Raw genomic sequence first — 23206 nt, 5'->3', positions numbered from 1 at the left:
CCCCCGGACCCCGCAGCGCCGCTCGCCGCCCCCTCGGGCGCGAGCTTGTCGTCCTGCCATTGGCCCTCGGCCACCCGGCCCGAGGCGTATTGCATGCGCCCGGTCCCTTGCCGCTTTCCGGCCACGAAATGCCCGGTATAGACGTCGCCGTTGGTATAGGTCGCGGTGCCCTCGCCGTCGATCTCGCCGGCCTTCCAGCCGCCCTCGTAGCGGAACCCGTCGGTGGTGGTCAGCAGGCCCTGCCCCTCGCGCAGGCCGTTGGCGAACTGGCCCTTGTAGACGGTGCCGTCGACATAGGTCGCGTGCCCCTCGCCGTGGCGCTGGCCGCCCTTCCACTGACCGTTATAGACATAGCCGTCGGGGTGGGACATGCGGCCCAGCCCCTCGTTCCGGGCGTCCTTGAAGCCGCCCTCGTAGGTCAGCCCGTTCGCATAGACGGCCTTGCCCTGCCCCTCGATCACACCGGCAACCCAGTCGCCCTCGTAGCTGGCGCCGTCGGGATAGGTGATCCGGCCCTTGCCGTCCGGCTGGTCGGCCTTGAGCGCGCCCTCGTAGACCGAGCCGTCGGGATACTGGATGACGCCCGCGCCCTCCATCCGGCCATCGACCCAGTCGCCGTCGTACATATAGCCGTCGGTGCCGGTGAAGATTCCCTTTCCGTGGCGCTTGTCGGCGCGGAAGCCGCCCTCGTACACGTCGCCATTGGCGAAGGTGGCGATGCCCTGCCCCTCGCGCCGGTTGGCGACCATCGTGCCCTCGTAGCTGTCGCCGTTGGGCTGGACGAGCCGGCCCTGGCCGGACATCTGCCCGCCGGCCCAGACGCCGTCATAGACCAGCCCGTCGGGCATGGTCAGCTTGCCGCGGCCGGCGCGGACATCGGCCAGCATGCCGCCCTCGTAGACCGAGCCGTCGGGATAGGTGATCCGGCCGTGGCCTTCCTTGACCCCGTTCACCCAGTCGCCGTCGTAGCGATAACCGCTTTTCTGGGTCAGCAGGCCCTTGTCGTGATGCAGCCCGTTCCGGAAGCCGCCGGCATAGGTCGCGCCGTTCACATAGGCGGCGCTGCCCTGGCCGGTCATCTGGCCGTCCAGCCAGTCGCCCTCGTAGCTGCCGCCATCGGCGAAGGTGATCCTGCCCTTGCCGTTCGGCTTGCCCTTGGCGAAGGCGCCCTCATAGACCGAGCCGTTGGGATAGGTCGCCTTGCCCTGGCCGAGGATTTCCCCGTCCACCCAGTCGCCCTCGTAGCGATAGCCAGAGGGCAGCGCATAGCTGCCCCGGCCGTGCTGGCGGCCGTTGCGGAAGGTGCCCTCGTAAACCCCGCCGTCGTCATATTGCTTGGTCACCACCGCGGCGTTCTGGGCCGGCGCGGCGGCGGGCTGGACCAGGGCCAGACCCGTCGCCAGGGCCGCGGCGCGCAATGCGGGTTTCATCGCCTGGGTGCCTTTCATGCTCGCGGGTCTGCCGCCCGCCGTCTGGCCCGATGTAACCCAACGCGGCCGGCGACGCAAAGCCCGCAGTCTGGCGCCTGGTTGCGCGGCCGGAGCCTCCGGCGGGGATATTTGGACAAAGAAGAAAGCCGGTTCCGGGGGGGCGGGCCGGGGGTTTCCTTGCCCGCGCCGCGCCCTATCGTCGCGCCGACGTTGCCAGGAGCCCTCCGATGACCGACCGTTTCCGCCTGACCATGGCCCAGCTGAACGCCACCGTCGGCGATCTGACGGGCAACGCCGCCAGGGCGCGCGCGGCGTTCGCCGCGGCGCGGGACGCTGGCGCCGACATGCTGGCGCTGCCCGAGATGTTCATCACCGGCTACCAGACCCAGGACCTGGTGCTGAAGCCCGCCTTCCTGCGCGACTGCCGCGCCGCGATCGAGCAGCTGGCCGCCGACTGCGCCGACGGCCCCACCATCGGCATCGGCGGCCCCTGGACCAAGGGCGACAAGCTGCACAACGCCTGGCTGATCCTGCAGGGCGGGCAGGTCGTGGCGCGGGTCTACAAACACGAGCTGCCGCACAAGCAGCTGTTCGACGAATTGCGGCTGTTCGATCCCGGCCCGATCAGCGGCCCTTATGTGGTGAACGGCGTCCGCATCGGATCGCCCATCTGCGAGGATGCGTGGTGGCCCGCCGTCACCGAGACGCTGGCCGAGACGGGGGCCGAGATCCTGATCGTGCCGAACGGCAGCCCCTATCACCGCGACAAGCTGGACCTGCGGATGGGCCACATGGTCGCGCGGGTCCACGAAGGCGGCCTGCCCCTGGCCTATGTGAACATGGTCGGCGGGCAGGACGACCAGGTCTATGACGGCGCGTCCTTTGTGCTGAACCCCGGCGGGCACAAGGTCGTGCAGATGGCGCCCTTCGACGAGGGGCTGGTCCATGTCGATTTCACCCGCACGTCCGAAGGCTGGCGGGCCGAACGCGGCGAGATGGTGCCGCAGCCCGATGCCTGGGAACAGGATTACCGCGCGATGTGCGTGGGCCTGGGCGACTACATGCGCAAGTCAGGGTTCCGCAAGGCGCTGCTGGGCCTGTCGGGCGGGATCGATTCGGCGCTGGTCGCCACCATCGCCGCCGACGTGCTGGGGCCGGACAACGTGCGCGGGGTCCGGATGCCTTCGGAATATTCCAGCCAGCATTCGCTGGACGACGCCGAGGCCGTGGCCCGGCGGCTGGGCATCCGCATGGACACGATCCCGATCGAGGGACCGCGGGCCGCGGTGACCGAGGCGCTGTCCGGCGTCATGGCCGGGACGACGCCCGACCTGACCGAGGAAAACATCCAGTCCCGCCTGCGCGGCCTGCTGCTGATGGCGCTGTCGAACAAGTTCGGCGAGCTGCTGCTCTCCACCGGCAACAAGTCCGAGGTCGCGGTCGGTTATGCGACGATCTATGGCGACATGGCGGGCGGCTATAACCCGCTCAAGGATCTTTACAAGACCCGCGTGTTCGACACTTGCCGCTGGCGCAACGCCAACCATCGCCCGTGGATGCTGGCCCCGGCGGGCGAGGTGATTCCGCCCAACGTCATCACCAAGCCGCCTTCGGCCGAGCTGCGTCCCGACCAGACCGACCAGGATTCGCTGCCGCCCTATGAGGTGCTGGACGCGATCCTGTATGGGCTGATCGAGCGCGACCAGTCGGTGGCCGATCTGGTCGCGCAGGGGTTCGACCGCGACACGGTCAAGAAGGTCGAACACCTGGTCTATGTCAGCGAATGGAAACGCTATCAGGCGGCGCCGGGGCCGCGGGTGTCGCCGCGCGCCTTTTGGCTGGACCGCCGCTATCCGCTGGTGAACCGCTGGCGGGACAACGGCTGAGGGTCACTCGCCCGTGCGGAACCGCATCCGGTGCGCGGGGCCGACCAGCTCCAGCCCGCCGGCGACCGGCTCGGCCTGGGTGGTCGCGGCCAGCGCGCCGAGGAACTCGGCCTCGCCGCCCTCGACATAGCATTGGCGGCGGGTGCTGGCGATCGGGGCCAGCCTGACGGCCGGCCAGTCGGCGCCGTTGGTGGTCCAGTATTCGTTGCAGGGGGCGCTGCCCCGGACCGACTTGCCGGCGATGGTCATGGTCGCGGTGCCGGGGATCGGCTTGCCGTCGATGGTCAGCAGGCGATAGCTGCCGTCGAACGAGGCGCCCGGTTCGGGCTGGACGCAGGCGGCCAGGGCCAGCAGGGCGGGGAGGGCGGCATGGCGGAACATCGGTCTCTCTGTTTCGGGTCGCGCGGACAGGACCAGAGGTCGCGGCGCAAGTCACCTGCCATTCCCGTGATCGTCCGCGTGATCGGGCAGTGAAAAACCCCCGCGGCCGGGCCACGGGGGTCTTCCTGATCCAACGGCTTCGCTGACGCCTTACAGAGCGCCTTCGCGCTGGGCCTTTTTACGGGCCAGCTTGCGGGCGCGGCGGACGGCCTCGGCCTTTTCACGGGCCTTCTTGACCGACGGCTTCTCGAAATGCTGCTTGAGCTTCATTTCACGGAAGACCCCTTCGCGCTGAAGTTTCTTCTTCAGGGCACGAAGCGCCTGTTCGACGTTGTTGTCGCGAACGCTTACCTGCATGTGGTTGTCACCACCTTCCTAGGTTAGAGTTGATCTGATTGCAGGACGCGGTCCCTTAGCTTGGCGCAGCCCGCTTGTCCAGCCAGACCGGAGGATTCGATGCAAGATGACCGAGACCGCCTGCTGGACGCAGCGCTGACCCATGTGCCCTTCGAGGGGATGAACCACCGCGCCCTCGCCGCAGGCGCGCGGGACATCGGCATGGCCGCCGACCTGGCGCGGGTGCATTTCCCCGGCGGCGGGGCGGCGCTGGCCGCGGCCTATCACCGCCGCGCCGATGCCCAGCTGGCGGAAAAGCTGGCCGGCAGCGCGCCCGGCCGCATCCGCGACCGCATCGCCGAGGCGATCTGGCAGCGGCTGCAGCTGGCCGACCCGGAACTGGTGCGCGCCGGGGCGGCGGTCATGGCGCTGCCGCAGAACACCGCGCTGGGGGCGCGGCTGATGTGGGAAACGGCGGACACGATCTGGACCGGCATCGGCGACAGCTCGGACGACGTGAACTGGTGGACCAAGCGGGCGACGCTGGCCTCGGTCTGGGGGGCGGTGGTGCTGTACTGGCTGGGCGACGTCTCGGATGGCGACGCCGACACCCGGGCCTTCATCGAACGGCGGATCGACGACGTGATGCGGTTCGAGAAATTCAAGGCCGGGGCCCGCAAGCTGCCCGGCGTGGCGGCGCTGACCGACTTGGCGACGGGCTGGATCCGCAAGCCCGCTCCGGCTCCGGCACCCGGATTTTACAGGGGGAAAGCATGAGCCTGCCGCACGACATGGACGTGGTCGCCATCGCCCAGCCTGGCGGCCCGGGCGTCCTGGACCTGCGCCGCCGCCCGGTGCCCTCACCCGGTCACGGCCAGATCCTTATCCGGGTGGCCTATACCGGGGTGAACCGCCCCGACGTGCTGCAGCGGCAGGGCGCCTATGCGCCGCCGCCGGGCGCGTCCGACCTGCCGGGCCTGGAATGCGCCGGCCACGTCGCCGCGGTCGGGCCGGGGGTCAGCGAATGGGAGGTGGGCGACGCCGTCTGCGCGCTGCTGCCCGGCGGCGGCTACGCCGAATATGTCGTGACCCCCGCCGCCCACGCGCTGCCGGTGCCGGATGGCCTGTCGCTGGCCGAGGCCGCCTGCCTGCCCGAAACCTGCTTCACCGTCTGGTCCAACGTCGTCATGCGCGGCGGGCTGACCGCCGGAGAGCGGTTCCTCGTCCACGGCGGATCGTCGGGCATCGGCACCACGGCGATCCAGATCGCGACGGCGCTGGGGGCGCGGGTCTGGGCAACGGCGGGCACCGACGAGAAATGCGCCGCCTGCGAGCGGCTGGGGGCCACGGCGATCAACTACCGCACGGCGGATTTCGTGAAGATCCTGCAGGCCGAGGGCGGCGCCGACCTGATCCTCGACATGGTCGGCGGCGACTACATCGCCCGCGATCTCAAGGCGCTGGCCGATGACGGACGGCTGGTCTTCATCGCCTTCCTGGGCGGACCCAAGGCGCAGATCAACTTCGCGCCGCTGATGACCCGGCGGCTGACGATCACCGGATCGACGCTGCGCCCGCAATCCGACTTGGCCAAGGCGCGCATCGCCGCCGAACTGCGCGCCCATGTCTGGCCGATGATCGCCGCGGGCCGGCTGCGCCCGGTGATGGACCGCGAATTTCCGCTGGCCGAGGCCGACGAGGCGCACAAGCGCATGGAGGGGGGCGAGCATATCGGCAAGATCGTCCTGCGGGTCGGGGGCGACGAGCGGGCCTGACGGCCCGCGGCCTCCGGCGGGGATATTTGAAGGACAGAAGATGGACGCACACACTCTGCCCCGGCGCTCGTCCGGGCAGAGTGTGGCATCTCCTGCCACGGCCATCGGCGTCCCCGCCTGTTCCGCCCCGGCAGGATGGCGCAAAGGGCTTAAGGTTTCCTCAACGCCCGATCTTCTGTCGGCAAATATCCTCCGGGGGTGCGGGGGTGGAAAACCCCCGCAGCCGAGCGTTCAGCCCGGCGCCTCCATCAGCATCCGCGCCCGGCAGTCGCGCCGCGAATCGGGGGCGCAGGGGCGCGGCTGCAGGTCGCGGGTCAGGCAGATGCGGACCTCGTCCAGCCGCTCGCCGGTGCAACTGACGGTGATGCCGTCCGGGGTCAGGCCGGGATTGGTCTCGATGAAGGCATCCTCGATCACCCCCGCCTCCAGCTGCACGTCGCGGGGCAGCATGCGGAAGATCGGCGGGATCTCGACCGCCGCGGCGGCATCACGGATCGCCTGATAATAGTCCTGCGCCGACAGGCCCGAACAGCGGCCGTGCTTTTGCCATTGGTACCAGGCGAGCCCGCCCGAGCCCATCACGTCCGCCATCGCCTGGCTTTCCCGGCGCGAGGGGTCGCGCTCGCGGGTCGGGCAATAGTCGGGCCAGCCGCGTTCGTATTGCGGCCACAGCCCGTGGACGACGAAGGCGGTGCGGCGCCGGGGCGCGCATTGCGGCTCTTCCCGGCCCCTGCCCTCGGTCGCGCACCAGCTGGGCGACCAGCTGAGCGACAGGACGTAATAATCGAACTCTCCCGCCTTGCCGTCGGCATGGGCAGTGAACGGAAGGGCGGCGAGCAGAAGCGCAAGCAGATGTCTCATGCCGGCGACCCTAGGCTGCGGCGCCGCTGGTCGTCAAACCCGCCCCCTGCGATGAAAGCGCCCCGGAGCTTCCCCCCGGGGCGCGCAGGGATCACTGCAGCGGCGCGCCGGCCGGGCGTTCCCCGGCCGTGCCGAGCTTGCCCGAGCTGACCCGGTTGCCCACGATCAGCCCGTCCGGCCCGGCGCTGACCTTGACGGTCTGGCCGTCCAGCACCTCGCCCGACAGCATCATCTCGGCCAGCGGGTTCTGCAGGCTGCGCTGGATCACCCGCTTCAGCGGCCGGGCGCCGAACACCGGGTCATAGCCCTCGTCCGCCAGCCACTTCATCGCCGCGTCGTCCAGGTCCAGCGCGATTTTGCGATCCGCCAGTCGCCGTTCCAGCCCCATGAGCTGGATCTTGACGATGCCGTCCATGTTGTCGCGGGTCAGGCGGTGGAAGATGATGATCTCGTCCAGCCGGTTCAGGAACTCGGGGCGGAAATGCGCCCGCACCGCGGCCATCACCTGCTCGCGCGCGTCCGAACTGTCGGCGCCCTCGGGCAGCTGGCTCAGCGCCTGCGCGCCGAGGTTCGAGGTCAGGATGATGAGCGTGTTCTTGAAGTCCACCTTGCGGCCCTGACCGTCGGTCAGCACCCCGTCATCCAGCACCTGCAGCAGCACGTTGAAGACGTCCGGGTGGGCCTTTTCGACCTCGTCGAACAGGATCACCTGATAGGGCCGCCGCCGGACCGCCTCGGTCAGCACGCCGCCCTCGTCATAGCCGACATAGCCGGGGGGCGCGCCGATCAGGCGGGAAACCGAGTGCTTCTCCATGAACTCGCTCATGTCGACGCGGACCATCGCGTTCTCGTCGTCGAACATGTATTCGGCGATCGCCTTGGTCAGCTCGGTCTTGCCGACGCCGGTCGGGCCGAGGAACAGGAAGCTGCCCAGCGGCCGCTTGGGGTCGTTGAGCCCGGCGCGCGCCCGGCGGACGGCCTGCGCCACCGCGGTCACGGCATCGTTCTGGCCGACCACCCGTTGCGCCAGCTGGTCTTCCATCTTCAGCAGCTTGTCGCGCTCGCCCTCCATCAGCTTCGAGGTCGGGATGCCGGTCCAGCGTTCCACCACCTCGGCGATCTGTTCGGGGCGCACGGCTTCCTCGACCATCGGGCCTTCGGTGGGGTTTTCGGCGTCGCCCAGCTGCTTTTCCAGCCCCGGGATGATGCCGTAGGACAGCTCGCCCGCGCGGGCGAGATTACCCTCGCGCTTGGCCTGCTCCAGTTCCGCGCGGGCGCGGTCGAGCTGTTCCTTGACCTGCCTTCCGCCTTCCAGCTTGTCGCGTTCGGCCTGCCAGCGGGCGGTCATCTCGGCGCTGCGGTCCATCAAGTCGGACAGGTCACGCTCCAGCCGCTCGAGCCGGTCGCGGCTGGCGGCGTCGTCTTCCTTCTTCAGCGCCTCGGCCTCGATCTGCATCTGCAGGATCTGGCGATCCAGCGCGTCGAGTTCCTCGGGCTTGCTGTCGACCTCCATCCGCAGGCGCGAGGCGGCCTCGTCCACGAGGTCGATCGCCTTGTCGGGCAGGAAGCGGTCGGTGATGTAGCGGTGCGACAGCGTCGCCGCCGCGACCAGCGCCGCGTCCGAGATCCGCACCCCGTGGTGCAGTTCGTATTTCTCCTTGATGCCGCGCAGGATCGAGATGGTGTCCTCGACCGTCGGCTCCTCGACCATGACCGGCTGGAACCGGCGGGCCAGGGCGGCGTCCTTTTCAATGTACTTGCGGTATTCGTCCAGCGTGGTGGCGCCGATGCAGTGCAGCTCGCCCCGGGCCAGGGCCGGCTTGATGAGGTTCGCGGCATCCATCGCGCCGTCAGTCTTGCCGGCGCCGACCAGCGTGTGCAGTTCGTCGATGAACAGGATGATCTCGCCGGCGGCGGCCTCGATCTCCTTCAGGATCGCCTTCAGCCGTTCCTCGAACTCGCCGCGGTATTTCGCCCCGGCGATCAGCGCGCCCATGTCCAGCGCCATCAGCTTCTTGTTGCGCAGGGATTCCGGCACGTCGCCGTTGACGATGCGCAGCGCAAGGCCCTCGGCGATCGCGGTCTTGCCCACGCCCGGTTCGCCGATCAGCACCGGGTTGTTCTTGGTGCGGCGGCTCAGCACCTGCATGGCGCGGCGGATTTCCTCGTCACGGCCGATGATCGGGTCGATCTTGCCCTGCTCGGCGGCCGCGGTCAGGTCGCGCGCGTATTTCCCCAGCGCCTCGAAGGTATCCTCGGCCGAGGCGCTGTCGGCGGTGCGGCCCTTGCGGATGTCGTTGATCGCGGCGTTCAGCGCCTGCGTGGTCACCTTGCCCGCGTCCAGCGCATCCTTGGCGCGGGTGTTGGCCATGCCCAGCGCCATCAGGATGCGTTCCACCGGCACAAAACTGTCGCCGGCCTTCTTGGCCAGCTTCTCGGCCTCGTCCAGCACCCGCACGAGGCTGGGATCGACATAGACCTGACCATCCCCGCCCGAGACCTTGGGCAGCTTGGCAACCGCCTCGTCCACCGCCCGCTGCACGGCGCGGGGGTCGCCGCCGGCGCGGGTGATGAGGTTCGCGGCCAGTCCCTGGTCGTCATCCATCAGCGCCTTCAGCAAGTGTTCGGGCACCACGCGCTGGTTGTTTTCGCGGATCGCGATGGTCTGGGCGGACTGGATGAATCCGCGCGACCGTTCCGTGAACTTTTCCATGTCCATCGGCAATTCTCCTTTCAGCACCCGCAGCTTGGCCGCCCGTCATGGCGCGGCCCGTTCGCGGGTCTTTCCCGCGATGTGGGAGGAATGGCCCGATCCGTCAAGGCGGCCCGGACGAAGTTTCCGCCCTGTCAACGGCTGGTGCGCGCAGCCGTTCCCGGCCGACTGGGAATCCGTGCCGCGGCATGAGACAAGGCCCTGCACAGCAGGAGAGACGGACATGGACGACCGACTGATCGTGGCGCTGGACGTGCCGAACGCGCTGGCCGGGCTGGAACTTGCGCGCCAGCTGGGCGACGCGGTGTCGTTCTACAAGATCGGGCTGGGGATGCTGACTGGCGGCGGGCTGGCGCTCGCCAACGAGCTAAAGCAGGACCACGGCAAGCGCATTTTCCTTGACATGAAGCTGTTCGACATCGGCGCCACGGTCGAGGCGGCGGTGCGGGGTCTCGCGCAGTTCGACATCGACTTCCTGACCGTCCACGGCGACCCGCATGTGGTGCGCGCCGCCAAGCAGGGGGCGGGGGCGGAGATGAAAATCCTGGCCGTCACCGTCCTGACCTCGCTGGACCGGGCCGACCTGGACACGGCTCTGATCCGGCCCGGCGACCTGCACGACCTGACCGTCGAACGCGCCGCCCGCGCCTTCGAGGCCGGGGCCGATGGCGTCATCTGTTCCCCACGCGAGGCCGCCGCGATCCGCGCCCTGCCGGGATCGCGACTGATCGTCACGCCCGGGGTCCGCCCTGCCGGCGCGGCGCTGGGCGACCAGAAGCGGGTCGAGACCCCCGCCGCCGCCATCGAGGCCGGCGCCGATCACATCGTCGTCGGGCGCCCGGTCTGGCAATCCCCCGACCCCCGCGCCGCCGCGCAGGCGATCCTGGCCGGGCTGCCGCAGCGCGCGGCCGGTTGACCCGCCGTTGACCCGGGCCGCGCCCTTCTGCGAGCCTCGCAACCAGAGGGACCGCCGATGACCCAGCCCGAGCCATCCGAAACCCGCGCCGCCGAGATCAGCGGCGCGATCCAGCGCGCCGACAACGACCTGGTGCTGTCCTTCCTGCGGGTGCGGCGGGCGATCGGGCTGCTGGGATTCTTCCTGCCGGCCGCGCTGATCGCCTATGGGCTGGCCTTCGGCGGCGGCATCCTGCCCAGCATGTCGGATTACTATTACTCCCCGATGCGCGAGATCTTCGTCGGCACGCTGTGCGCCATCGCCGTCTTCCTGTGGAGCTACGAGGGTTATCGCCCCCGCCCCGGCGAATGGCTGAGCGACCTGACGGCGGCGCGCACCGCCTCGGTCGGCGCGCTGGCCGTTGCCTGGGCACCCACGCTGCCCGATGCCCCCGCGACCTGCACGATCAGCCAGTGCCTGCTGGGCGACCACACCGCCAGCATCATCCATTTCGCCGGCGCCTTCGCGTTCTTCGGCGCGCTCGCCGCGTTCTGCCTGGTGCTGTTCGTCCGCGGCCCCGAGGATGACGCCGAAAAGCGCGCCTCGAACCGCATCTATCGGCTGTGCGGCTGGACCATCGTGACCTGCATCGCGGCCATCGCGCTGGTGTTCTTCGGCCCGCGGCAAATTGGCCAGCCGCTGGCCGCGCTGGACGCGGTGTTCTGGCTGGAAACGCTGGCCACCGTCGCCTTTGCGGTGTCCTGGCTGGTCAAGGGCGACGCGCTGCGCCCGGTCGCGTCGGCCGGGGACTAGAGCCCCAGCATCGCCGCCACGATGCCCCGGAAATGCGGCACCGCCTGCGGGTGGGCGATGAATTCCGTCACCGGCATCAGCCGCAGTTCCGCGCCCTCGTCGCCCAGCCGGGCCGAGCGCGCCTCGGCCGCGGTGATCTCGGCCTGGAAATAGAACCCGACCGAGCCCGGCTTGTGCGGCAGCGGCTGCGGCCCGCCGGTCAACCGTGCGGGGTCCAGCCGCAGGCCGGTTTCCTCGTGAAGCTCGCGCAGGGCGCAGGCGCGCGGCCCCTCGCCGGGCTCGCGGGCGCCGCCGGGCAGGTCCCACATGCCCGGCCAGTTGATCGTCGGGATGTCGTCGCGGCGCATTACCAGCAGGCTGTCGCCGCAGGTCAGCACCAGCTTGGCGCCGCGCCAGCGCAGGCCGCCATCGTCGTCGGGACCGGTCATTCGTTGTCGTTGATGTCGCGGTGCCAGATCCGGGTCGCGCTGCGGTCCACGCCGCGCATCCGGCTGAGCGCCAGCCAGATCACCCCCGACAGCACCGCGGTCAGCACCAGGGCGGCCGGCAGCCCCGCCGTCCACAGCCCGCTGAGCAGCAGGGCCCCCATCACCGCCACCGCGGCAGCCATGCCCATGAAGACATAGCCGGGCAGGATCATCTCGATCAGCGCCAGCAGCAGGGCGGCGATGATCCACAGCCAACCATTCGTCCAGTCGATCATGTCGTCCGCCCCTTCAGCAGCTGGGCGGCGTCGCGGAACGCGTCCAGCGCCGCGGCGGGCAGGATCACGGTCTGCTTGCCCTGGCCGGTGGCCACCTGGGTCAGCGCCTCGACCTGCTTCATCGCCACTTGGTACTGCGCCGCCTCGATGCCGCCGCGGGCCAGCGCCTCGGCGAGCGCGTTGGTCGCATAGGCCTCGGCGTCGGCCAGCACCCGGCGCGCCTTGGCCTGCTGTTCGGCCGCATACAGATCGCCGTCGGCGGCGAGTTCCACCGCCCGGCGCTTGCCCTCGGCCTCGGTCACCTGGGCGCGCCGCGCGCGTTCGGCGTTCAGCTGCTGCAGCATCGCGGCGCGGGTCGCGTCGTCCAGGTTGACGTCGAGGATTTCCGCCCGAGTCACCTCGATCCCCCAGTCGTCCACCACGTTGGCGACCGATTCGCGCACCCGCTCGATCAGCTGGGCGCGGTTGGACTGGACCTGGTCCAGCTCCATCTGGCCGATCTCGGACCGGACGATCCCGGCGACGGTGGTGGCGATGGCCGCGTCCACGTCGCGGATCCGATAGACGGTCTTTTCCGGTTCCAGGATGCGGTAGAAGACCGAGGTTTCCACCTGCACCAGCACGTTGTCGGCGGTGATCGCGTCCTGCCGGCTGGTCGGCAGCTGCCGTTCCAGCACCGAGATCCGGTGCGCCACCCGGTCCAGGAACGGCACCGTGAAGTTGATCCCCGGCCCCAGCACCGACCGCAGCCGGCCAAAGCGCTCGACGACGTATTTCTCGGACTGCGGGACGATGCGGACCGAGGTCATCACCGCATAGAAGATCAGCAGGGCAAGGATGATCAGCGCGGCGTTCTGGCCGAGAAACTGGGTGATCTGCTGGTCCATGTGGGTCCTTCCGGTCGAACTATTCGGCCGCGATGCGGGCCTGGCCCGGATCGCCCAGCCGGGCCATCCGCGCCACCACCGCGCCGAACCGGGCGGCGAAGGCGTCGAAGCGGTCATGCGGGCGGATCGCCGCCTCGTCCATATACAGCGAACGGTCGATCTCGATCTGGACGACATGGCGACCGCGCGCGGGCCGGCCATAGGCGGCGGCGATATGGGCGCCGGCAAAGGGCGAATTGCGCCGCACGGCAAAGCCGGCCTCGTCCAGCGCGCCGGCCACCGCGGCGGTCAGCCACGGATCGGCCGAGACGCCGTTGCGGTCGCCCAGCACGATGTCGGGCGGCGGCGCGTTCAGATGCGACAGCGCCTCGCGCGGCATGGAGTGGACGTCGATCAGGATCGCCCGGCCGCAGCGCGCCACCGCCTCGTCCATCAGCGCCGCGAGCGCGGCGTGATAGGGGCGCCAATAGGCGTCGATGCGGCGCCGCGCCTCGGGTTCGGGCAGCTTGCCGTGGCGGATCGGGCAGCCATGCGAGACCACCCGCGGGATCACCCCCAGCCCCGACAGGATGCGCGGATCGGGGCGCCGCGGGGCAATGCCGGAGATCGCGGCCGGGTCCAGATCCTCGGCGCTGCGGTTCAGGTCGACCACCGCGCGCGGGATGCGCGCCGCCAGCGTCACCGCGCCTGCCGCCACGGCCGGGGCGATGAGCCGGTCGACGAAGGCATCCTCGGACGACCGCAGCTGCACCGGGTCCAGCCGCGATTCGGCCAGGAACCAGCCGGGATAGTCGCGGCCGGAATGGGGCGAGGCAAAGATCACCCCGCCCCGCCAGTCCTCGGGCCGGGTCAGGTCGAAGGTGGCGTGCGGCGACGGATCAGGCACGGTTCATCGGACCCCGTCCAGGACGCGCGGTTGCGCCCGGTTCGGGGGGACTATACCCGAAGCGCGGCAACGGAAAAGGGCACTTGCGGGGCGCATTGGCTGACTATATAGACACGCGACCAACGCGATTCCGCGGGCTCACGGGCGCCGGAATCACATGGCACGGGCGGTTAGCTCAGCGGTAGAGCACTACGTTGACATCGTAGTGGCCACTGGTTCGATCCCAGTACCGCCCACCATTTCGCCGCCCCCGGGCATCGACCGGGGGCATTTCAGTTTCCGGGCGCAACTCGCGCGCGCCAAGAGGAGAGAGACCGATGAAGGTTCGCAACTCGCTGCGTTCGCTGAAAGAGCGTCACCGCGACTGCCAGGTGGTGCGCCGCAAGGGCCGCATCTACGTGATCAACAAGACCAACCGCCGCTTCAAGGCGCGCCAGGGCTGAGGCCCTGGCCGGGACGGCCGATCGGCCGTGAGTTGGATGGATGAACGCCCGCAGATCGCTCTGCGGGCGTTTTCCATTGTGAGCGGGGGCGCTGGGGTCAGTTCTGGTCCAGCAGCGTGTCGGCCAGCATCCGCGCCACGGTCGACTGGTTCAGATAGCCCGAGATCCGCAGGTTGCGGGCCGACTGATAGCGGCGGATCGCCTGCCGGGTCTGCGCATCGAACCTGCCGTCGGCCCGGCCGGCGTCGATCCCCATGTCATTCAGCCGCTGTTCCACGACCTGCCGCACCGCGGGCGACAGATCCAGCGCCGCCTCGGCCGCCTGGTCCTCGGCCGCGCGCTGGCTCAGCCGCGCCAGCGCGGCCTGGGCGTCGGCGGCGTGGCGGCCGCGAGGATACTTCTCCAGGTATTCGCGGTAATCCGCCGCGACCCCCGAGGCCCGGGCGCGCGCCCAGAACGTGTCGTCGCCCGTCGCGTCGCCGCCCTGACGGGCGGCATCGGTCAAGACCTTGCGGGCGGCGTCGGCGTGCTGGCCCTGCGGATAGCGGCTGAGATAGCGCTCGGCGCCGGCGGCGCCGGCTTGGCGCTGGTCGGTCCAGTAACGGTTGTCGGCCGCCTCGGCCGCGGCCTGGCGCTGCCGCGCCTCGGCCTCGAGCCCGCGGCTGCGGATCGCGGCGCTGCGGCCCAGCAGGTCGATCTGCGGGGCCGTCAGATAGCCCGTCGCCGCCACCCCCGAATTGCGCTGGAAGGCGGAGATCGCCTGCCGCGTGGCGGGGCCGAAACTGCCGTCGATGCCGTCCGTATCATGGGCCAGAAGGGTCAGCTGGCGCTGGATCTGGGCCTTCTGCGCCCGTGACAGGTTCAGCGCGGCCTCGGCGGCCTCGGGCCCGCCGGGCTGCACGGTCCGCGCCACCGGGGTCAGTTCGCCCATCCGCCCGCGGGCGGCGCCGGCATACAGGCTGGCCGGATATTTCTGCAGGAACTCGCGATAGCCCTCGGCCGAGTTGCTGCGCTTGGCCCGCGTCCATGCCGCCTGTTCCTCGGGGCTCGGGGCCGCGATCTCGTCCAGCCGCCGCGGCGGCACCACGACCGGCTGTCCGCCCCCCACGGGGGGCGAAGGCACCACCGCCGGCCGGGTTCCGTCCGCCGGTGGCGAAGGGACGACGACCGGACGGCTGCCCCCGGCCGGTGCCGAGGGCGCGACCACGACCGGCTGCGTTCCGGGGGGCGTGGCGCCGTCGCGCAGCAGGCGGAGCGACTGACCCTGCCGCATGGCAAGAGCCACGGTGCCGTCGCCGCGGGACAGGACCTCGGCCGCGCGGCCGATGCCGTCGGTATATCCCGCGATGACGGTGACTCCCGGCGCCGGGGGCAACGTGCCCAGGCCCGGCTGCAACCCGTTCCCGGTGTCGAACCGCGCCTGGTCGGTGCCCAGCAGCAGGACCGAGCGCTGCCCCTGCAACAGCCCGGCCACCGCCGACAGGGGCACGCCGACGAGGTCGATGCTCAGCCGGTCCTCGGCCCCGGCATCGGCAGCCAGGAACCATGTTTCGTCGCCGGAATGGACAAAGCGGCCCTGCAGCACCACGACCCGCAGGCCCGGGGCGTCATCGGGGCGCAGCAGGTCGCCCAGGGCGCGGCGCAGGTTCGCGGCGTCCAGGTTGTGCCCCTCGACGGTGCGAAAGCCGCTTTTCTTGAACCTGGCAATCGCGTCTGCGGGCGCGACCTGGGCGACGTCCGGCAGTCTGGCATAATCGCTGTTGGCGACCACGACCGCGCGGTTTTCGGCCAACGCCGGTCCTGCCGCCAGCAGCGCCAGCGCCGCGAGCCTGTATCCAAGCCGTGTCGTCATCCGCCGTGCCCCCCGGTGCAGCCTGTGGCAACGCAATGCCCCTCGCCGCGCAAAGGTTTCGCGCGGCGAGGCGGTTTCGGTCCCGATCAGTTCCGGCGCTGGCTGCGCAGGCGCGCCAGCTGGTCGCGGTTGAGGTATCCGGTGGCGGTCAGGCCGTTGTCGCCCTGCCAGGCAGAGATCGCCCGGCGGGTGCCGGGGCCGAACTTGCCGTCGATGCCGCGCGGGTCATAGCCCAGCGCGGCGAGCCGCGTCTGCACCTCGGTCCGTTCGACCGCGCCCAGGTTCAGTCCGGCCTCGTCGGCGGCGGTCGCGCCGCCCCCGACCACCACCGGAGCGGTGCCGCCCGACCCCTTCAGCACGTCGAACTGGGCCCGGGTCAGATAGCCCGTCGCCGGCTCGCCGCGGCTGACCTGCCAGGCGCGGATCGCCCGCCGCGTCCCCGACCCGAAGGCGCCATCGACGCCGCGGGTATCGTGGCCCGCGCGCACCAGCCCGCGCTGGGCGGCCATGCGGTCCTCGCGGGTCAGGTTCAGCGCCAGCTCGGTCCGCGCCGCCGCATCGGCGTCGACGCCGGGGACCACCACCGGCGCCGTGCCCGCGTTCAGGATCGCATCGGCATCGGCGCGGGTCAGATAGCCGGTCGCCGAAACGCCCGCGCCGCGCTGCCAGGCGGTGATCGCGCGGCGGGTGCCCGACCCGAACTTGCCGTCGACGCCGTTGGTGTCGTGGCCCATCTGGGTCAGCCGCGACTGGATGATCCGGCGCTGGGTCGAGCTGAGCTCCAGCGCCGCCTCGACATCCGCCGCAGCCAGGGTGCCCGCGCCCTCGCCGCCGCCGGGGCGGCCGCTGATCCGCAGTTCTTCAGCCTGGGCGGCGTTCAGGTAGCCGGTCGCCGCATAGCCTCGCGCCTGCTGCCATTGGCTGATCGCGCGGCGGGTGCCGGATCCGAACTGGCCGTCGACGCCGCGGGTGTCATAGCCGGCCTTGACCAGCCCGCGCTGAATGCCGATCCGCGCGTCGCGGGACAGGCCCAACGCCGCCTCGGTCGCGGCGGTGGTCCCGCCGGCGCCGCTGCCCGTTGTGGGGGGCGTGCTGCCGGGCGGCGTGGTGCCCAGCACCTCGCCCCGCGCCGCATCGGCGGGCGACACGCCGGCCGGCAGGTCGGGCGCCGGGGTGACCGTGGGCGTCTGCGCGGCGGGCGCCGCGGTGCCAAGGGTCGATCCGGCCGGGGTCCCGGCCTGCAACTGGCCCAGCAGGGCCCGCGCCTCGGGCGCATACTGGCCGTTCGGATAGGTCGACAGGAAGCTGCGCAGCGCCTCGACCGTCCCGCGGCGGCGGGCGAGTTCCCACAGCACCGTTTCCTCGCTGCCCGGCATCGCCACCGGCGGCACCGCCTGGGGCGCGACCACCACCGGCGCCTGCTGCGCCTGCACCGCGCCGCTGCCCGGCCCGATCAGCATCGCGCCCCCGATCAGCGCCGCGCCGATCGCCTTGCCGTGCCGTCCCCAATGTCCTGTCGTGACCATGTCGTTTCCCCTGAAAGCCTGCCTCACGCCCGAAGCATGCCCGCGGGGTCCGAAGGTCAGCCGTAGCTGCGACGATCCTCGATCACCTTGCCGTCGTTCGGCAGTGACCCCGGCGCAACCAGTTCGACCCGGCCCCTGAGCTTGAGTGCCTCGAGCACCGATGCCTCATATAGCGCCGGATTTTCCCCTTTGGTTTCAAGTTGCACGACCATCACGTCCATTTCATCGGACCGGTCGGCGATGACACGGGCGCGTGACACCTCTGGGTGGCGGGCGACCAGGGCCGCGACCTGTTCAGGGCGCACGAACATGCCCTTGATCTTGGCGGTCTGGTCGGCGCGGCCCATCCAGCCGCGGATGCGCATGTTGGTGCGCCCGCAGGGGCTTTCGCCGGGCATCACCGCCGACAGGTCGCCGGTGGCAAAGCGGATCAGCGGGTAGTCGGGGTTCAGCGTGGTCACGACGACCTCGCCCACCTCGCCGTCGGGGACCGGGTCGCCGGTGCCGGGGCGGACGATTTCCACGATCACGCCCTCGTCCACGATCATCCCCTCCATCGCCGGGGATTCATAGGCGATCAGTCCCAGATCGGCGGTGGCGTAGCATTGCAGCGTGGCGATGCCGCGATCGGCATAGCCCTGCCGCAGCGACGGGAACAGCGCGCCGCCCGACACCAACGCCCGGGTCAGCGCCAGTTGCTCGCCCATCTCGTCGGCCTTGTCGAGAATCACCTTCAGGTAATCCGGCGTCCCCGCATAGGCCGTCGTGCCGATATCGGCCGCGGCGCGGACCTGCAGTTCGGTCTGCCCGGTCCCCGCCGGCAGTACCGCGGCGCCGACGGCGCGGCAGGCGCTTTCGAACATCATCCCGGCCGGCGTCAGGTGATAGCCGAAGCAGTTCTGCAGGATGTCGCTGGACCCCAGCCCGGCGGCAAAGGCGAAACGGCCCAGCCGCCACCAGTCGCCATCCACCCGGCCGGGTTCATAGATCGGGCCGGGGGACTGGAAGACGTGGTTGAATTCATGCGGATACCTCGTCGCGTAGCCGCCGAACGGAGGCTTCTTCTTCTGCGCCTCGCTCAACTCGGCCTTGCGGATCACCGGCAGCGCGGCGAGTTCCGCCCGCGACCGGACCGACTCGGGATTGACGTCGCGCAGGGCGCGGGCCATGGCGGGGGCGCTTTGCGCATTGCCGATGGCGCGGGCGAGCGCCTCGGCCAGGTCGGCCTCGCGTTCGTCGGCGCTGCGGATTTCAAGCTCGTCGTAATAGCTCATCTGGAAATACCTCGGGCTGGGGCGGGGATCGGACGGACCGGCCTCAGGCCAGCCAGCGCTTGCGGCGGCGATAGGACCGCACGTCGCGGAACGATTTGCGGCCCTCGTCCGACATCCCCAGGTAGAATTCCTTGACGTCCGGGTTCTCGCGCAAGGCGCCGGCCTCGCCGTCCATCACCACCCGGCCGCTTTCCAGGATATAGCCGTAATGGGCATAGCGCAGGGCGACGTTGGTGTTCTGTTCGGCCAGAAGGAAGGTCACGCCCTCGCCTTCGTTCACCGCCTTGACGATCTGGAAGATCTGCTCGACCAGCTGCGGGGCAAGGCCCATCGACGGCTCGTCCAGCAGGATGGTTTCCGGCCGGCTCATCAGCGCGCGGCCCATCGCCGTCATCTGCTGTTCGCCGCCCGAGGTATAGCCCGCCTGGCTGCGCCGGCGTTCCTTGAGGCGCGGGAAATAGGTATAGACCATGTCCAGGTCGCGCTTGACCGCGGCGGCGCCGTCGGTGCGGGTATAGGCGCCGGTCAGCAGGTTCTCCTCGACCGTCAGGTGTTCAAAGCAGTGCCGGCCCTCCATCACCTGGATGACGCCCTTCTTGACCAGCGCAGCGGGGTTCAGCGTGGTGATGTTCTCGCCGCGATAGGTGATCGTGCCCTTGGTCACCTCGCCGCGTTCGGAATGCAGCAGGTTCGACACCGCCTTCAGCGTGGTGGTCTTGCCGGCGCCGTTGCCGCCCAGCAGCGCGGTGATCGAGCCCTTGGGCACCGACAGGCTGACGCCCTTCAGCACCAGGATGACGTGGTTGTAGATGACCTCGATGTTGTTGACCTCGAGCAGGGTCTCGGCCGAGCGGCCGGCCGGGGCGGTCGGGGTCTGGGGGGCATTGGCAGCGTCCAGCATCGGGGCCTCCGTGTCGGGGGGTTGACCCGGCGGCACGACGCCGCCGGGCCGGGTCAGGTCAGGTCACGCGCAGATCAGCTGCACGTGCGCGGGGTGATGCCGTTTTCCTTGGCGTAAGCCTCGGAATCGGCGGCGATCAGGGGGGTCAGGATCTCCTGATCCGGCTCGATGAAGTCGCTGATCGACTTCCACTCCTTGGCGGCGGCATCCCACTGCTGCATCCGGGCCATGCCGGTGCCGCCGTGGTTGTCGCAGGTGATCTTGATCGGCTGGCCAAAGCCGGGCAGCCCCAGCTCGGTCATCCGCGCCTCGCTGATGTCCAGCGCCTCGAAGCCGTCGCGGACCTGCGCCGGCGTCACGTTGGGGGTGCCGGACAGTTCCTGCGCCTTCTTGATCGCCTCGGCGATCACCAGCGCCGCATACATGCCGCGCGAATACATCGCCTTGCCGACATGGGCGCCGCCGCCCGAGGCCTTGCCCGGGTCGATCACGTGCTGCTTGAGCTGTTCGTAATAGGGATAGCTGGTGCCGGCGCCGTTGAAGTTCACCGACTTGTAGCCGTTGGCCGCGGCCCCCGCGGGTTCGACGTCGACCTCGCCGCCGGCCCACCAGATGCCGATCAGGTTTTCCATCGGATACTTGACGTTCGCGGCCTCCTGAATGGCGGCCTGGTTCATCACCCCCCAGCCATACAGGATCACGTAATCCGGCTTTTCGCGGCGGATCTGCAGCCACTGGGATTTCTGTTCCTGCGCGGCGGCCGGATCGACCGGGATCTCGGTCAGGGTGAAGCCGTGCTTCTTGCCCAGTTCCTGCAGCGTCCGGATCGGTTCCTTGCCGAAGGCCGAGTTGTGATAGACCAGCGCGATCTTCTTGCCGTCCAGCTTGCCGCCGTTGACGTCCAGCAGGTGCTTGACGATCACCGAGGCGCCGTCCCAGTAGTTCGCGGGCGCGTTGAACACCCATTCGAACACCTTGCCGTTCTTGGACGAGGTGCGGCCGTAGCCGGGGGTGTACAGCGGGATCTTGTCGGTCGAGGCTTTCGGGATCAGCTGATAGGTGATCCCGGTCGAGAACGGGTTGTAGACCAGCGCCCCCTGGCCCTTGGTCGATTCATAGCACTCGACGCCCTTCTCGGTGTTATAGGCGGTCTCGCATTCCGGGACCTGGATCTTCTGCCCGCCGATGCCACCGTCGCGTTCGTTCAGCAGGGTGAAATAGTCGTTGAAGCCGTCGGCATACTGGTTGCCGTTCGCGCCGTAGGGGCCGGTGCGATAGCTGAGGTTGGGCACGACGAGGTCGGCCATGGCGGGGGCCGCGGCCATCATGGCGGCGGCGACCAGAGCGGCAAGGCGAAGTTTCATCAGGTTCCTCCCAGAGGGGTCAGGTTGCGGCCGGGTTGAGGCCCGGTCTTGGTGGTAGAACTAGTGCGGGAACGGCCACAGCCGCAGCTTTTCCTTGGTCAGCCGCCACAGCTGCGCCAGCCCGTGCGGCTCGACGATGAGGAAGAAGACGATCAGCGCGCCGACGATCATCAGCTCGAAATGCGCGGCGAGGTCGGTGGGCCAGCCCAGCCCGCCGACCAGCACGTTCTTGAGCAGCACCGGCAGCAGCACCAGGAAGGCCGCGCCCGCGAAGCTGCCGAAGATCGAACCGAGCCCGCCGATGATGACCATGAACAGCACCAGGAACGACTTGTTGATGCCGAAGCTTTCGCCGACCTCGGCCGCGCCCAGGTAGACGGCGAAGAACAGCGCCCCGGCGATGCCGATGAAGAAGGAACTGACCGCAAAGGCGCTGATCTTGGCCTGCAGTGGGTTCACCCCGATGATCTCGGCCGCGATGTCCATGTCGCGGATCGCCATCCATTTGCGCCCCGCCGTACCGCGCGTCAGGTTGCGCGCGATCCACGCCACGGCGACCGCGAACACCAGGCAGACCATGTACTTGGCCGCGGCCGAGGTCTGCGGCCCGGTGATGAAATACCCCAGGAAAGTGCGTTCCGGCGCGGTGATCTGCCCCGAGGCCGAATAGTTGTAGAACCACGGCACCTTGTTGAACAGCCACACCAGGAAGAACTGCGCCGCCAGGGTCGCGACGGCAAGGTAGAACCCCTTGATCCGCAGCGACGGCAGCCCGAAGACCACACCCACCACCGCGGTGATCGCGCCGGCGATCAGAATGTGGACCAGCATCGAGACTTCGGGAAACGCGGTTGATAGCTTGTAGGTCGCATAGGCGCCCACCGCCATGAAGCCCCCGGTCCCCAGCGACACCTGCCCGGCATATCCGACGAGAATGTTCAGCCCCAGCGCCGCGATCGCATAGATCAGGAACGGCACCAGGACCGAGTTCGCCCAGTAGTCGGTGATGACGAACGGGATGACGAGGAAAGCCACCGCAAGGATCAGGTAATATCCCCAGCGGTCCAGCCGCAGCGGGAACGTCTGGCTGTCGTCCCGATAGCTGGTCTTGAAGTCGCCGGCCTCACGGTAAAGCATCAGCGGTTTCCTTTCTGCGCGGCCGAACCGGGGGTTTTCCACCCCCGGGCCCCCGGAGGATATTTCTGCAAAGAAGAAGATGCGCGGCGGTCACACACGTTCGATGATCTTTTCGCCGAACAGCCCCTGTGGGCGGAACACCAGGAAGATCAGCGCCAGCACATAGGCGAACCACGATTCGGTCGCGCTGAGCGTGAAGCCGAAGGTGCTGGCGAACCACGCTTGCGAGGTGACGAACTCGAACAGCTTCTCGCCCACCCCGATGATCAGCCCGCCGACGATGGCGCCTGGAATCGAGGTGAAGCCGCCCAGCATCAGCACCGGCAGCGCCTTGAGCGCGATCAGCGACAGCGAGAACTGCACGCCCGACTTGGTGCCCCACATGATCCCGGCGACCAGCGCCACGAAGCCCGCGATGGACCACACCATGACCCAGATGAAGCGCAGCGAGATGCCCACCGACAGCGCCGCCTGGTGGTCGTCGGCGACCGCCCGCATGGCCCGGCCCTGCTTGGTGTATTGCGAGAACGCCACCAGCGCCGCGACCAGAAGCGCCGCGATGACCGTGGCCCAGATGTCCAGCCGGTCGATGAAGAACCCATAGCCGGTCAGGCTGTTTGTCCAGGACTCCATCGTCTCGGACAGGCCCTGCGGCAGGCCCACGTCCAGCGTCTTGACGTTGGCGCCCCACATCAGGTCGCCCAGCCCTTCGAGGAAATAGGCCAGCCCGATCGTCGCCATGAACAGGATGATCGGATCCTGCCCGACGAGGTGTTTCAGCACCAGCTTCTCGATCAGGATGGCGAGGATCACCATCACCCCCGCGGTCAGCAGGATCGCCAGCAGCGACGGCACGGTCCAGCCGAAACTGTCCAGATGCCCGCCGGTGATGGCGTTGATGAGATGGGCAAAGGGCACCTGCCCCTGCTGGATGCCGACCAGGGTCAGCGCCGCGAACAGCGCCAGCACGCCCTGGGCATAGTTGAACACGCCCGAGGCCTTGTAGATCAGCACGAAGCCCAGCGCGACCAGCGCATACATGACCCCGGCCATCAGGCCGTTCACCACCACCTCGGAGGCGTAGAGAAGCTGTTCCATCAGCGGGACTCCGGTGCGAGAGGGGCGGGGGTGCCGGTGTTGGGG

At 69.5% G+C, this 23206-nt stretch carries 22 protein-coding genes and 1 tRNA gene; 7 read left to right on the top strand and 16 right to left on the bottom strand.

From position 1 onward, the window contains the following. A partial coding sequence (locus tag IC63_RS12460) for a 2-isopropylmalate synthase (RefSeq protein ID WP_156965467.1) occupies window positions 1-1430 on the bottom strand: 1430 nt, incomplete at its 3' end. A 227-nt stretch (window positions 1431-1657) separates the two neighbouring features. On the opposite strand from IC63_RS12460, the gene IC63_RS12455 reads away from it, so the two are divergent. Next, a complete protein-coding gene (locus IC63_RS12455) occupies window positions 1658-3316 on the top strand; it encodes an NAD+ synthase (protein ID WP_036720869.1) in 1659 nt (552 codons plus the stop codon). Window positions 3317-3319: 3 nt separating this feature from the next. On the opposite strand, the gene IC63_RS12450 is transcribed toward IC63_RS12455, so the two are convergent. After that, a complete protein-coding gene (locus tag IC63_RS12450) occupies window positions 3320-3697 on the bottom strand; it encodes an META domain-containing protein (RefSeq protein ID WP_052042212.1) in 378 nt (125 codons plus the stop codon). Between the two features lie 150 nt (window positions 3698-3847). Next, a complete protein-coding gene (gene rpsU / locus IC63_RS12445; RefSeq protein ID WP_011748553.1) occupies window positions 3848-4054 on the bottom strand; it encodes a 30S ribosomal protein S21 in 207 nt (68 codons plus the stop codon). A gap of 99 nt (window positions 4055-4153) precedes the next feature. Between rpsU and IC63_RS12440 the strand changes: the two genes are divergently transcribed. Together IC63_RS12440 and IC63_RS12435 are read left to right on the top strand one after the other, a co-directional pair. Continuing rightward, a complete protein-coding gene (locus tag IC63_RS12440; RefSeq protein WP_036720868.1) occupies window positions 4154-4810 on the top strand; it encodes a COQ9 family protein in 657 nt (218 codons plus the stop codon). Continuing rightward, window positions 4807-5808 (top strand): NAD(P)H-quinone oxidoreductase, encoded by a 1002-nt coding sequence (locus IC63_RS12435; RefSeq protein ID WP_036720867.1) that lies wholly within the window; start codon window positions 4807-4809, stop codon window positions 5806-5808. Before IC63_RS12440 ends, IC63_RS12435 begins: the two co-directional genes overlap by 4 nt. Window positions 5809-6039: 231 nt before the next feature. On the opposite strand, the gene IC63_RS12430 is transcribed toward IC63_RS12435, so the two are convergent. Further along, the gene (locus IC63_RS12430; RefSeq protein ID WP_036720866.1) at window positions 6040-6669 is read right to left on the bottom strand and encodes a ribonuclease T2 family protein; all 630 of its coding nucleotides are present in this window, start codon (window positions 6667-6669) and stop codon (window positions 6040-6042) included. 91 nt (window positions 6670-6760) lie between these two features. After that, window positions 6761-9388, bottom strand: coding sequence for an ATP-dependent chaperone ClpB (clpB, locus tag IC63_RS12425; protein WP_036720865.1), 2628 nt, complete (start codon window positions 9386-9388; stop codon window positions 6761-6763). 217 nt (window positions 9389-9605) lie between these two features. Here clpB and pyrF point away from each other — a divergent pair, with 217 nt between their 5' ends. Together pyrF and IC63_RS12415 are read left to right on the top strand one after the other, a co-directional pair. After that, the gene (pyrF, locus tag IC63_RS12420; protein ID WP_036720864.1) at window positions 9606-10298 is read left to right on the top strand and encodes an orotidine-5'-phosphate decarboxylase; all 693 of its coding nucleotides are present in this window, start codon (window positions 9606-9608) and stop codon (window positions 10296-10298) included. Between the two features lie 57 nt (window positions 10299-10355). Beyond that, entirely contained in the window at window positions 10356-11090 is a 735-nt protein-coding gene (locus tag IC63_RS12415) for a hypothetical protein (protein WP_052042211.1), read from the top strand. Here IC63_RS12415 and IC63_RS12410 read toward each other — a convergent pair. The 4 genes from IC63_RS12410 to IC63_RS12395 are packed head-to-tail and all read right to left on the bottom strand — an operon-like array spanning window position 11087 to window position 13566. After that, window positions 11087-11518, bottom strand: a complete 432-nt coding sequence (locus IC63_RS12410; RefSeq protein ID WP_036720863.1) for an NUDIX domain-containing protein — start codon at window positions 11516-11518, stop codon at window positions 11087-11089. The two genes, IC63_RS12415 and IC63_RS12410, sit on opposite strands and share 4 nt — an antisense overlap. Further along, entirely contained in the window at window positions 11515-11793 is a 279-nt protein-coding gene (locus tag IC63_RS12405) for a hypothetical protein (protein ID WP_198026316.1), read from the bottom strand. Before IC63_RS12405 ends, IC63_RS12410 begins: the two co-directional genes overlap by 4 nt. Continuing rightward, window positions 11790-12680, bottom strand: coding sequence for an SPFH domain-containing protein (locus IC63_RS12400; RefSeq protein WP_036720862.1), 891 nt, complete (start codon window positions 12678-12680; stop codon window positions 11790-11792). Before IC63_RS12400 ends, IC63_RS12405 begins: the two co-directional genes overlap by 4 nt. 19 nt (window positions 12681-12699) lie before the next feature. Further along, window positions 12700-13566, bottom strand: coding sequence for an N-formylglutamate amidohydrolase (locus IC63_RS12395; protein ID WP_036720861.1), 867 nt, complete (start codon window positions 13564-13566; stop codon window positions 12700-12702). Between the two features lie 164 nt (window positions 13567-13730). On the opposite strand from IC63_RS12395, the gene IC63_RS12390 reads away from it, so the two are divergent. Then, a tRNA-Val gene (locus tag IC63_RS12390) sits at window positions 13731-13805 on the top strand. A 78-nt stretch (window positions 13806-13883) separates the two neighbouring features. Beyond that, window positions 13884-14009: a type B 50S ribosomal protein L36 gene (ykgO, locus tag IC63_RS12385; protein ID WP_036720860.1), complete on the top strand. Its 126-nt coding sequence runs from the start codon at window positions 13884-13886 to the stop codon at window positions 14007-14009. A 97-nt stretch (window positions 14010-14106) separates the two neighbouring features. Here the strand turns inward: ykgO and IC63_RS12380 are convergent, their stop codons facing one another. From IC63_RS12380 to IC63_RS12350, 7 genes are all read right to left on the bottom strand, one after another. Continuing rightward, window positions 14107-15861, bottom strand: coding sequence for a peptidoglycan-binding protein (locus IC63_RS12380; RefSeq protein WP_036720858.1), 1755 nt, complete (start codon window positions 15859-15861; stop codon window positions 14107-14109). An 86-nt stretch (window positions 15862-15947) separates the two neighbouring features. Then, the gene (locus IC63_RS12375; RefSeq protein WP_036720856.1) at window positions 15948-17387 is read right to left on the bottom strand and encodes a peptidoglycan-binding domain-containing protein; all 1440 of its coding nucleotides are present in this window, start codon (window positions 17385-17387) and stop codon (window positions 15948-15950) included. A gap of 56 nt (window positions 17388-17443) precedes the next feature. Beyond that, window positions 17444-18661, bottom strand: a complete 1218-nt coding sequence (locus IC63_RS12370) for a phenylacetate--CoA ligase family protein (RefSeq protein WP_036720854.1) — start codon at window positions 18659-18661, stop codon at window positions 17444-17446. 43 nt (window positions 18662-18704) lie between these two features. Beyond that, on the bottom strand, window positions 18705-19562 hold the full coding sequence (locus IC63_RS12365) for an ABC transporter ATP-binding protein (RefSeq protein WP_052042210.1): 858 nt from the start codon (window positions 19560-19562) through the stop codon (window positions 18705-18707). Window positions 19563-19636: 74 nt separating this feature from the next. Next, window positions 19637-20926, bottom strand: coding sequence for an ABC transporter substrate-binding protein (locus IC63_RS12360; protein ID WP_036720852.1), 1290 nt, complete (start codon window positions 20924-20926; stop codon window positions 19637-19639). A 60-nt stretch (window positions 20927-20986) separates the two neighbouring features. After that, the gene (locus IC63_RS12355) at window positions 20987-22063 is read right to left on the bottom strand and encodes a branched-chain amino acid ABC transporter permease (RefSeq protein WP_036720871.1); all 1077 of its coding nucleotides are present in this window, start codon (window positions 22061-22063) and stop codon (window positions 20987-20989) included. Window positions 22064-22153: 90 nt separating this feature from the next. After that, the gene (locus IC63_RS12350; protein WP_156965466.1) at window positions 22154-23161 is read right to left on the bottom strand and encodes a branched-chain amino acid ABC transporter permease; all 1008 of its coding nucleotides are present in this window, start codon (window positions 23159-23161) and stop codon (window positions 22154-22156) included. Window positions 23162-23206 lie beyond the last annotated feature (45 nt).

This window comes from Paracoccus sphaerophysae (assembly GCF_000763805.1).
In the GTDB taxonomy this organism is placed as follows: domain Bacteria; phylum Pseudomonadota; class Alphaproteobacteria; order Rhodobacterales; family Rhodobacteraceae; genus Paracoccus; species Paracoccus sphaerophysae.
The sequence above is the reverse complement of the archived record's forward strand: the minus strand, read 5'-3'. Positions and strand labels throughout refer to the sequence as shown.

Excerpts from the sequence above, each read along its gene's own strand:
- IC63_RS12450 (WP_052042212.1), bottom strand. The coding sequence starts at position 3,697 with ATGTTCCGCCATGCCGCCCTCCCCGCCCTGCTGGCCCTGGCCGCCTGC.
- clpB (WP_036720865.1), bottom strand. The coding sequence starts at position 9,388 with ATGGACATGGAAAAGTTCACGGAACGGTCGCGCGGATTCATCCAGTCC.
- IC63_RS12435 (WP_036720867.1), top strand. The coding sequence starts at position 4,807 with ATGAGCCTGCCGCACGACATGGACGTGGTCGCCATCGCCCAGCCTGGC.
- IC63_RS12440 (WP_036720868.1), top strand. The coding sequence starts at position 4,154 with ATGCAAGATGACCGAGACCGCCTGCTGGACGCAGCGCTGACCCATGTG.
- IC63_RS12380 (WP_036720858.1), bottom strand. The coding sequence starts at position 15,861 with ATGACGACACGGCTTGGATACAGGCTCGCGGCGCTGGCGCTGCTGGCG.
- IC63_RS12375 (WP_036720856.1), bottom strand. The coding sequence starts at position 17,387 with ATGGTCACGACAGGACATTGGGGACGGCACGGCAAGGCGATCGGCGCG.
- IC63_RS12410 (WP_036720863.1), bottom strand. The coding sequence starts at position 11,518 with ATGACCGGTCCCGACGACGATGGCGGCCTGCGCTGGCGCGGCGCCAAG.
- IC63_RS12415 (WP_052042211.1), top strand. The coding sequence starts at position 10,356 with ATGACCCAGCCCGAGCCATCCGAAACCCGCGCCGCCGAGATCAGCGGC.
- IC63_RS12400 (WP_036720862.1), bottom strand. The coding sequence starts at position 12,680 with ATGGACCAGCAGATCACCCAGTTTCTCGGCCAGAACGCCGCGCTGATC.
- IC63_RS12365 (WP_052042210.1), bottom strand. The coding sequence starts at position 19,562 with ATGCTGGACGCTGCCAATGCCCCCCAGACCCCGACCGCCCCGGCCGGC.
- ykgO (WP_036720860.1), top strand. The coding sequence starts at position 13,884 with ATGAAGGTTCGCAACTCGCTGCGTTCGCTGAAAGAGCGTCACCGCGAC.
- IC63_RS12360 (WP_036720852.1), bottom strand. The coding sequence starts at position 20,926 with ATGAAACTTCGCCTTGCCGCTCTGGTCGCCGCCGCCATGATGGCCGCG.
- rpsU (WP_011748553.1), bottom strand. The coding sequence starts at position 4,054 with ATGCAGGTAAGCGTTCGCGACAACAACGTCGAACAGGCGCTTCGTGCC.
- IC63_RS12455 (WP_036720869.1), top strand. The coding sequence starts at position 1,658 with ATGACCGACCGTTTCCGCCTGACCATGGCCCAGCTGAACGCCACCGTC.
- pyrF (WP_036720864.1), top strand. The coding sequence starts at position 9,606 with ATGGACGACCGACTGATCGTGGCGCTGGACGTGCCGAACGCGCTGGCC.
- IC63_RS12350 (WP_156965466.1), bottom strand. The coding sequence starts at position 23,161 with ATGGAACAGCTTCTCTACGCCTCCGAGGTGGTGGTGAACGGCCTGATG.
- IC63_RS12355 (WP_036720871.1), bottom strand. The coding sequence starts at position 22,063 with ATGCTTTACCGTGAGGCCGGCGACTTCAAGACCAGCTATCGGGACGAC.
- IC63_RS12430 (WP_036720866.1), bottom strand. The coding sequence starts at position 6,669 with ATGAGACATCTGCTTGCGCTTCTGCTCGCCGCCCTTCCGTTCACTGCC.
- IC63_RS12405 (WP_198026316.1), bottom strand. The coding sequence starts at position 11,793 with ATGATCGACTGGACGAATGGTTGGCTGTGGATCATCGCCGCCCTGCTG.
- IC63_RS12370 (WP_036720854.1), bottom strand. The coding sequence starts at position 18,661 with ATGAGCTATTACGACGAGCTTGAAATCCGCAGCGCCGACGAACGCGAG.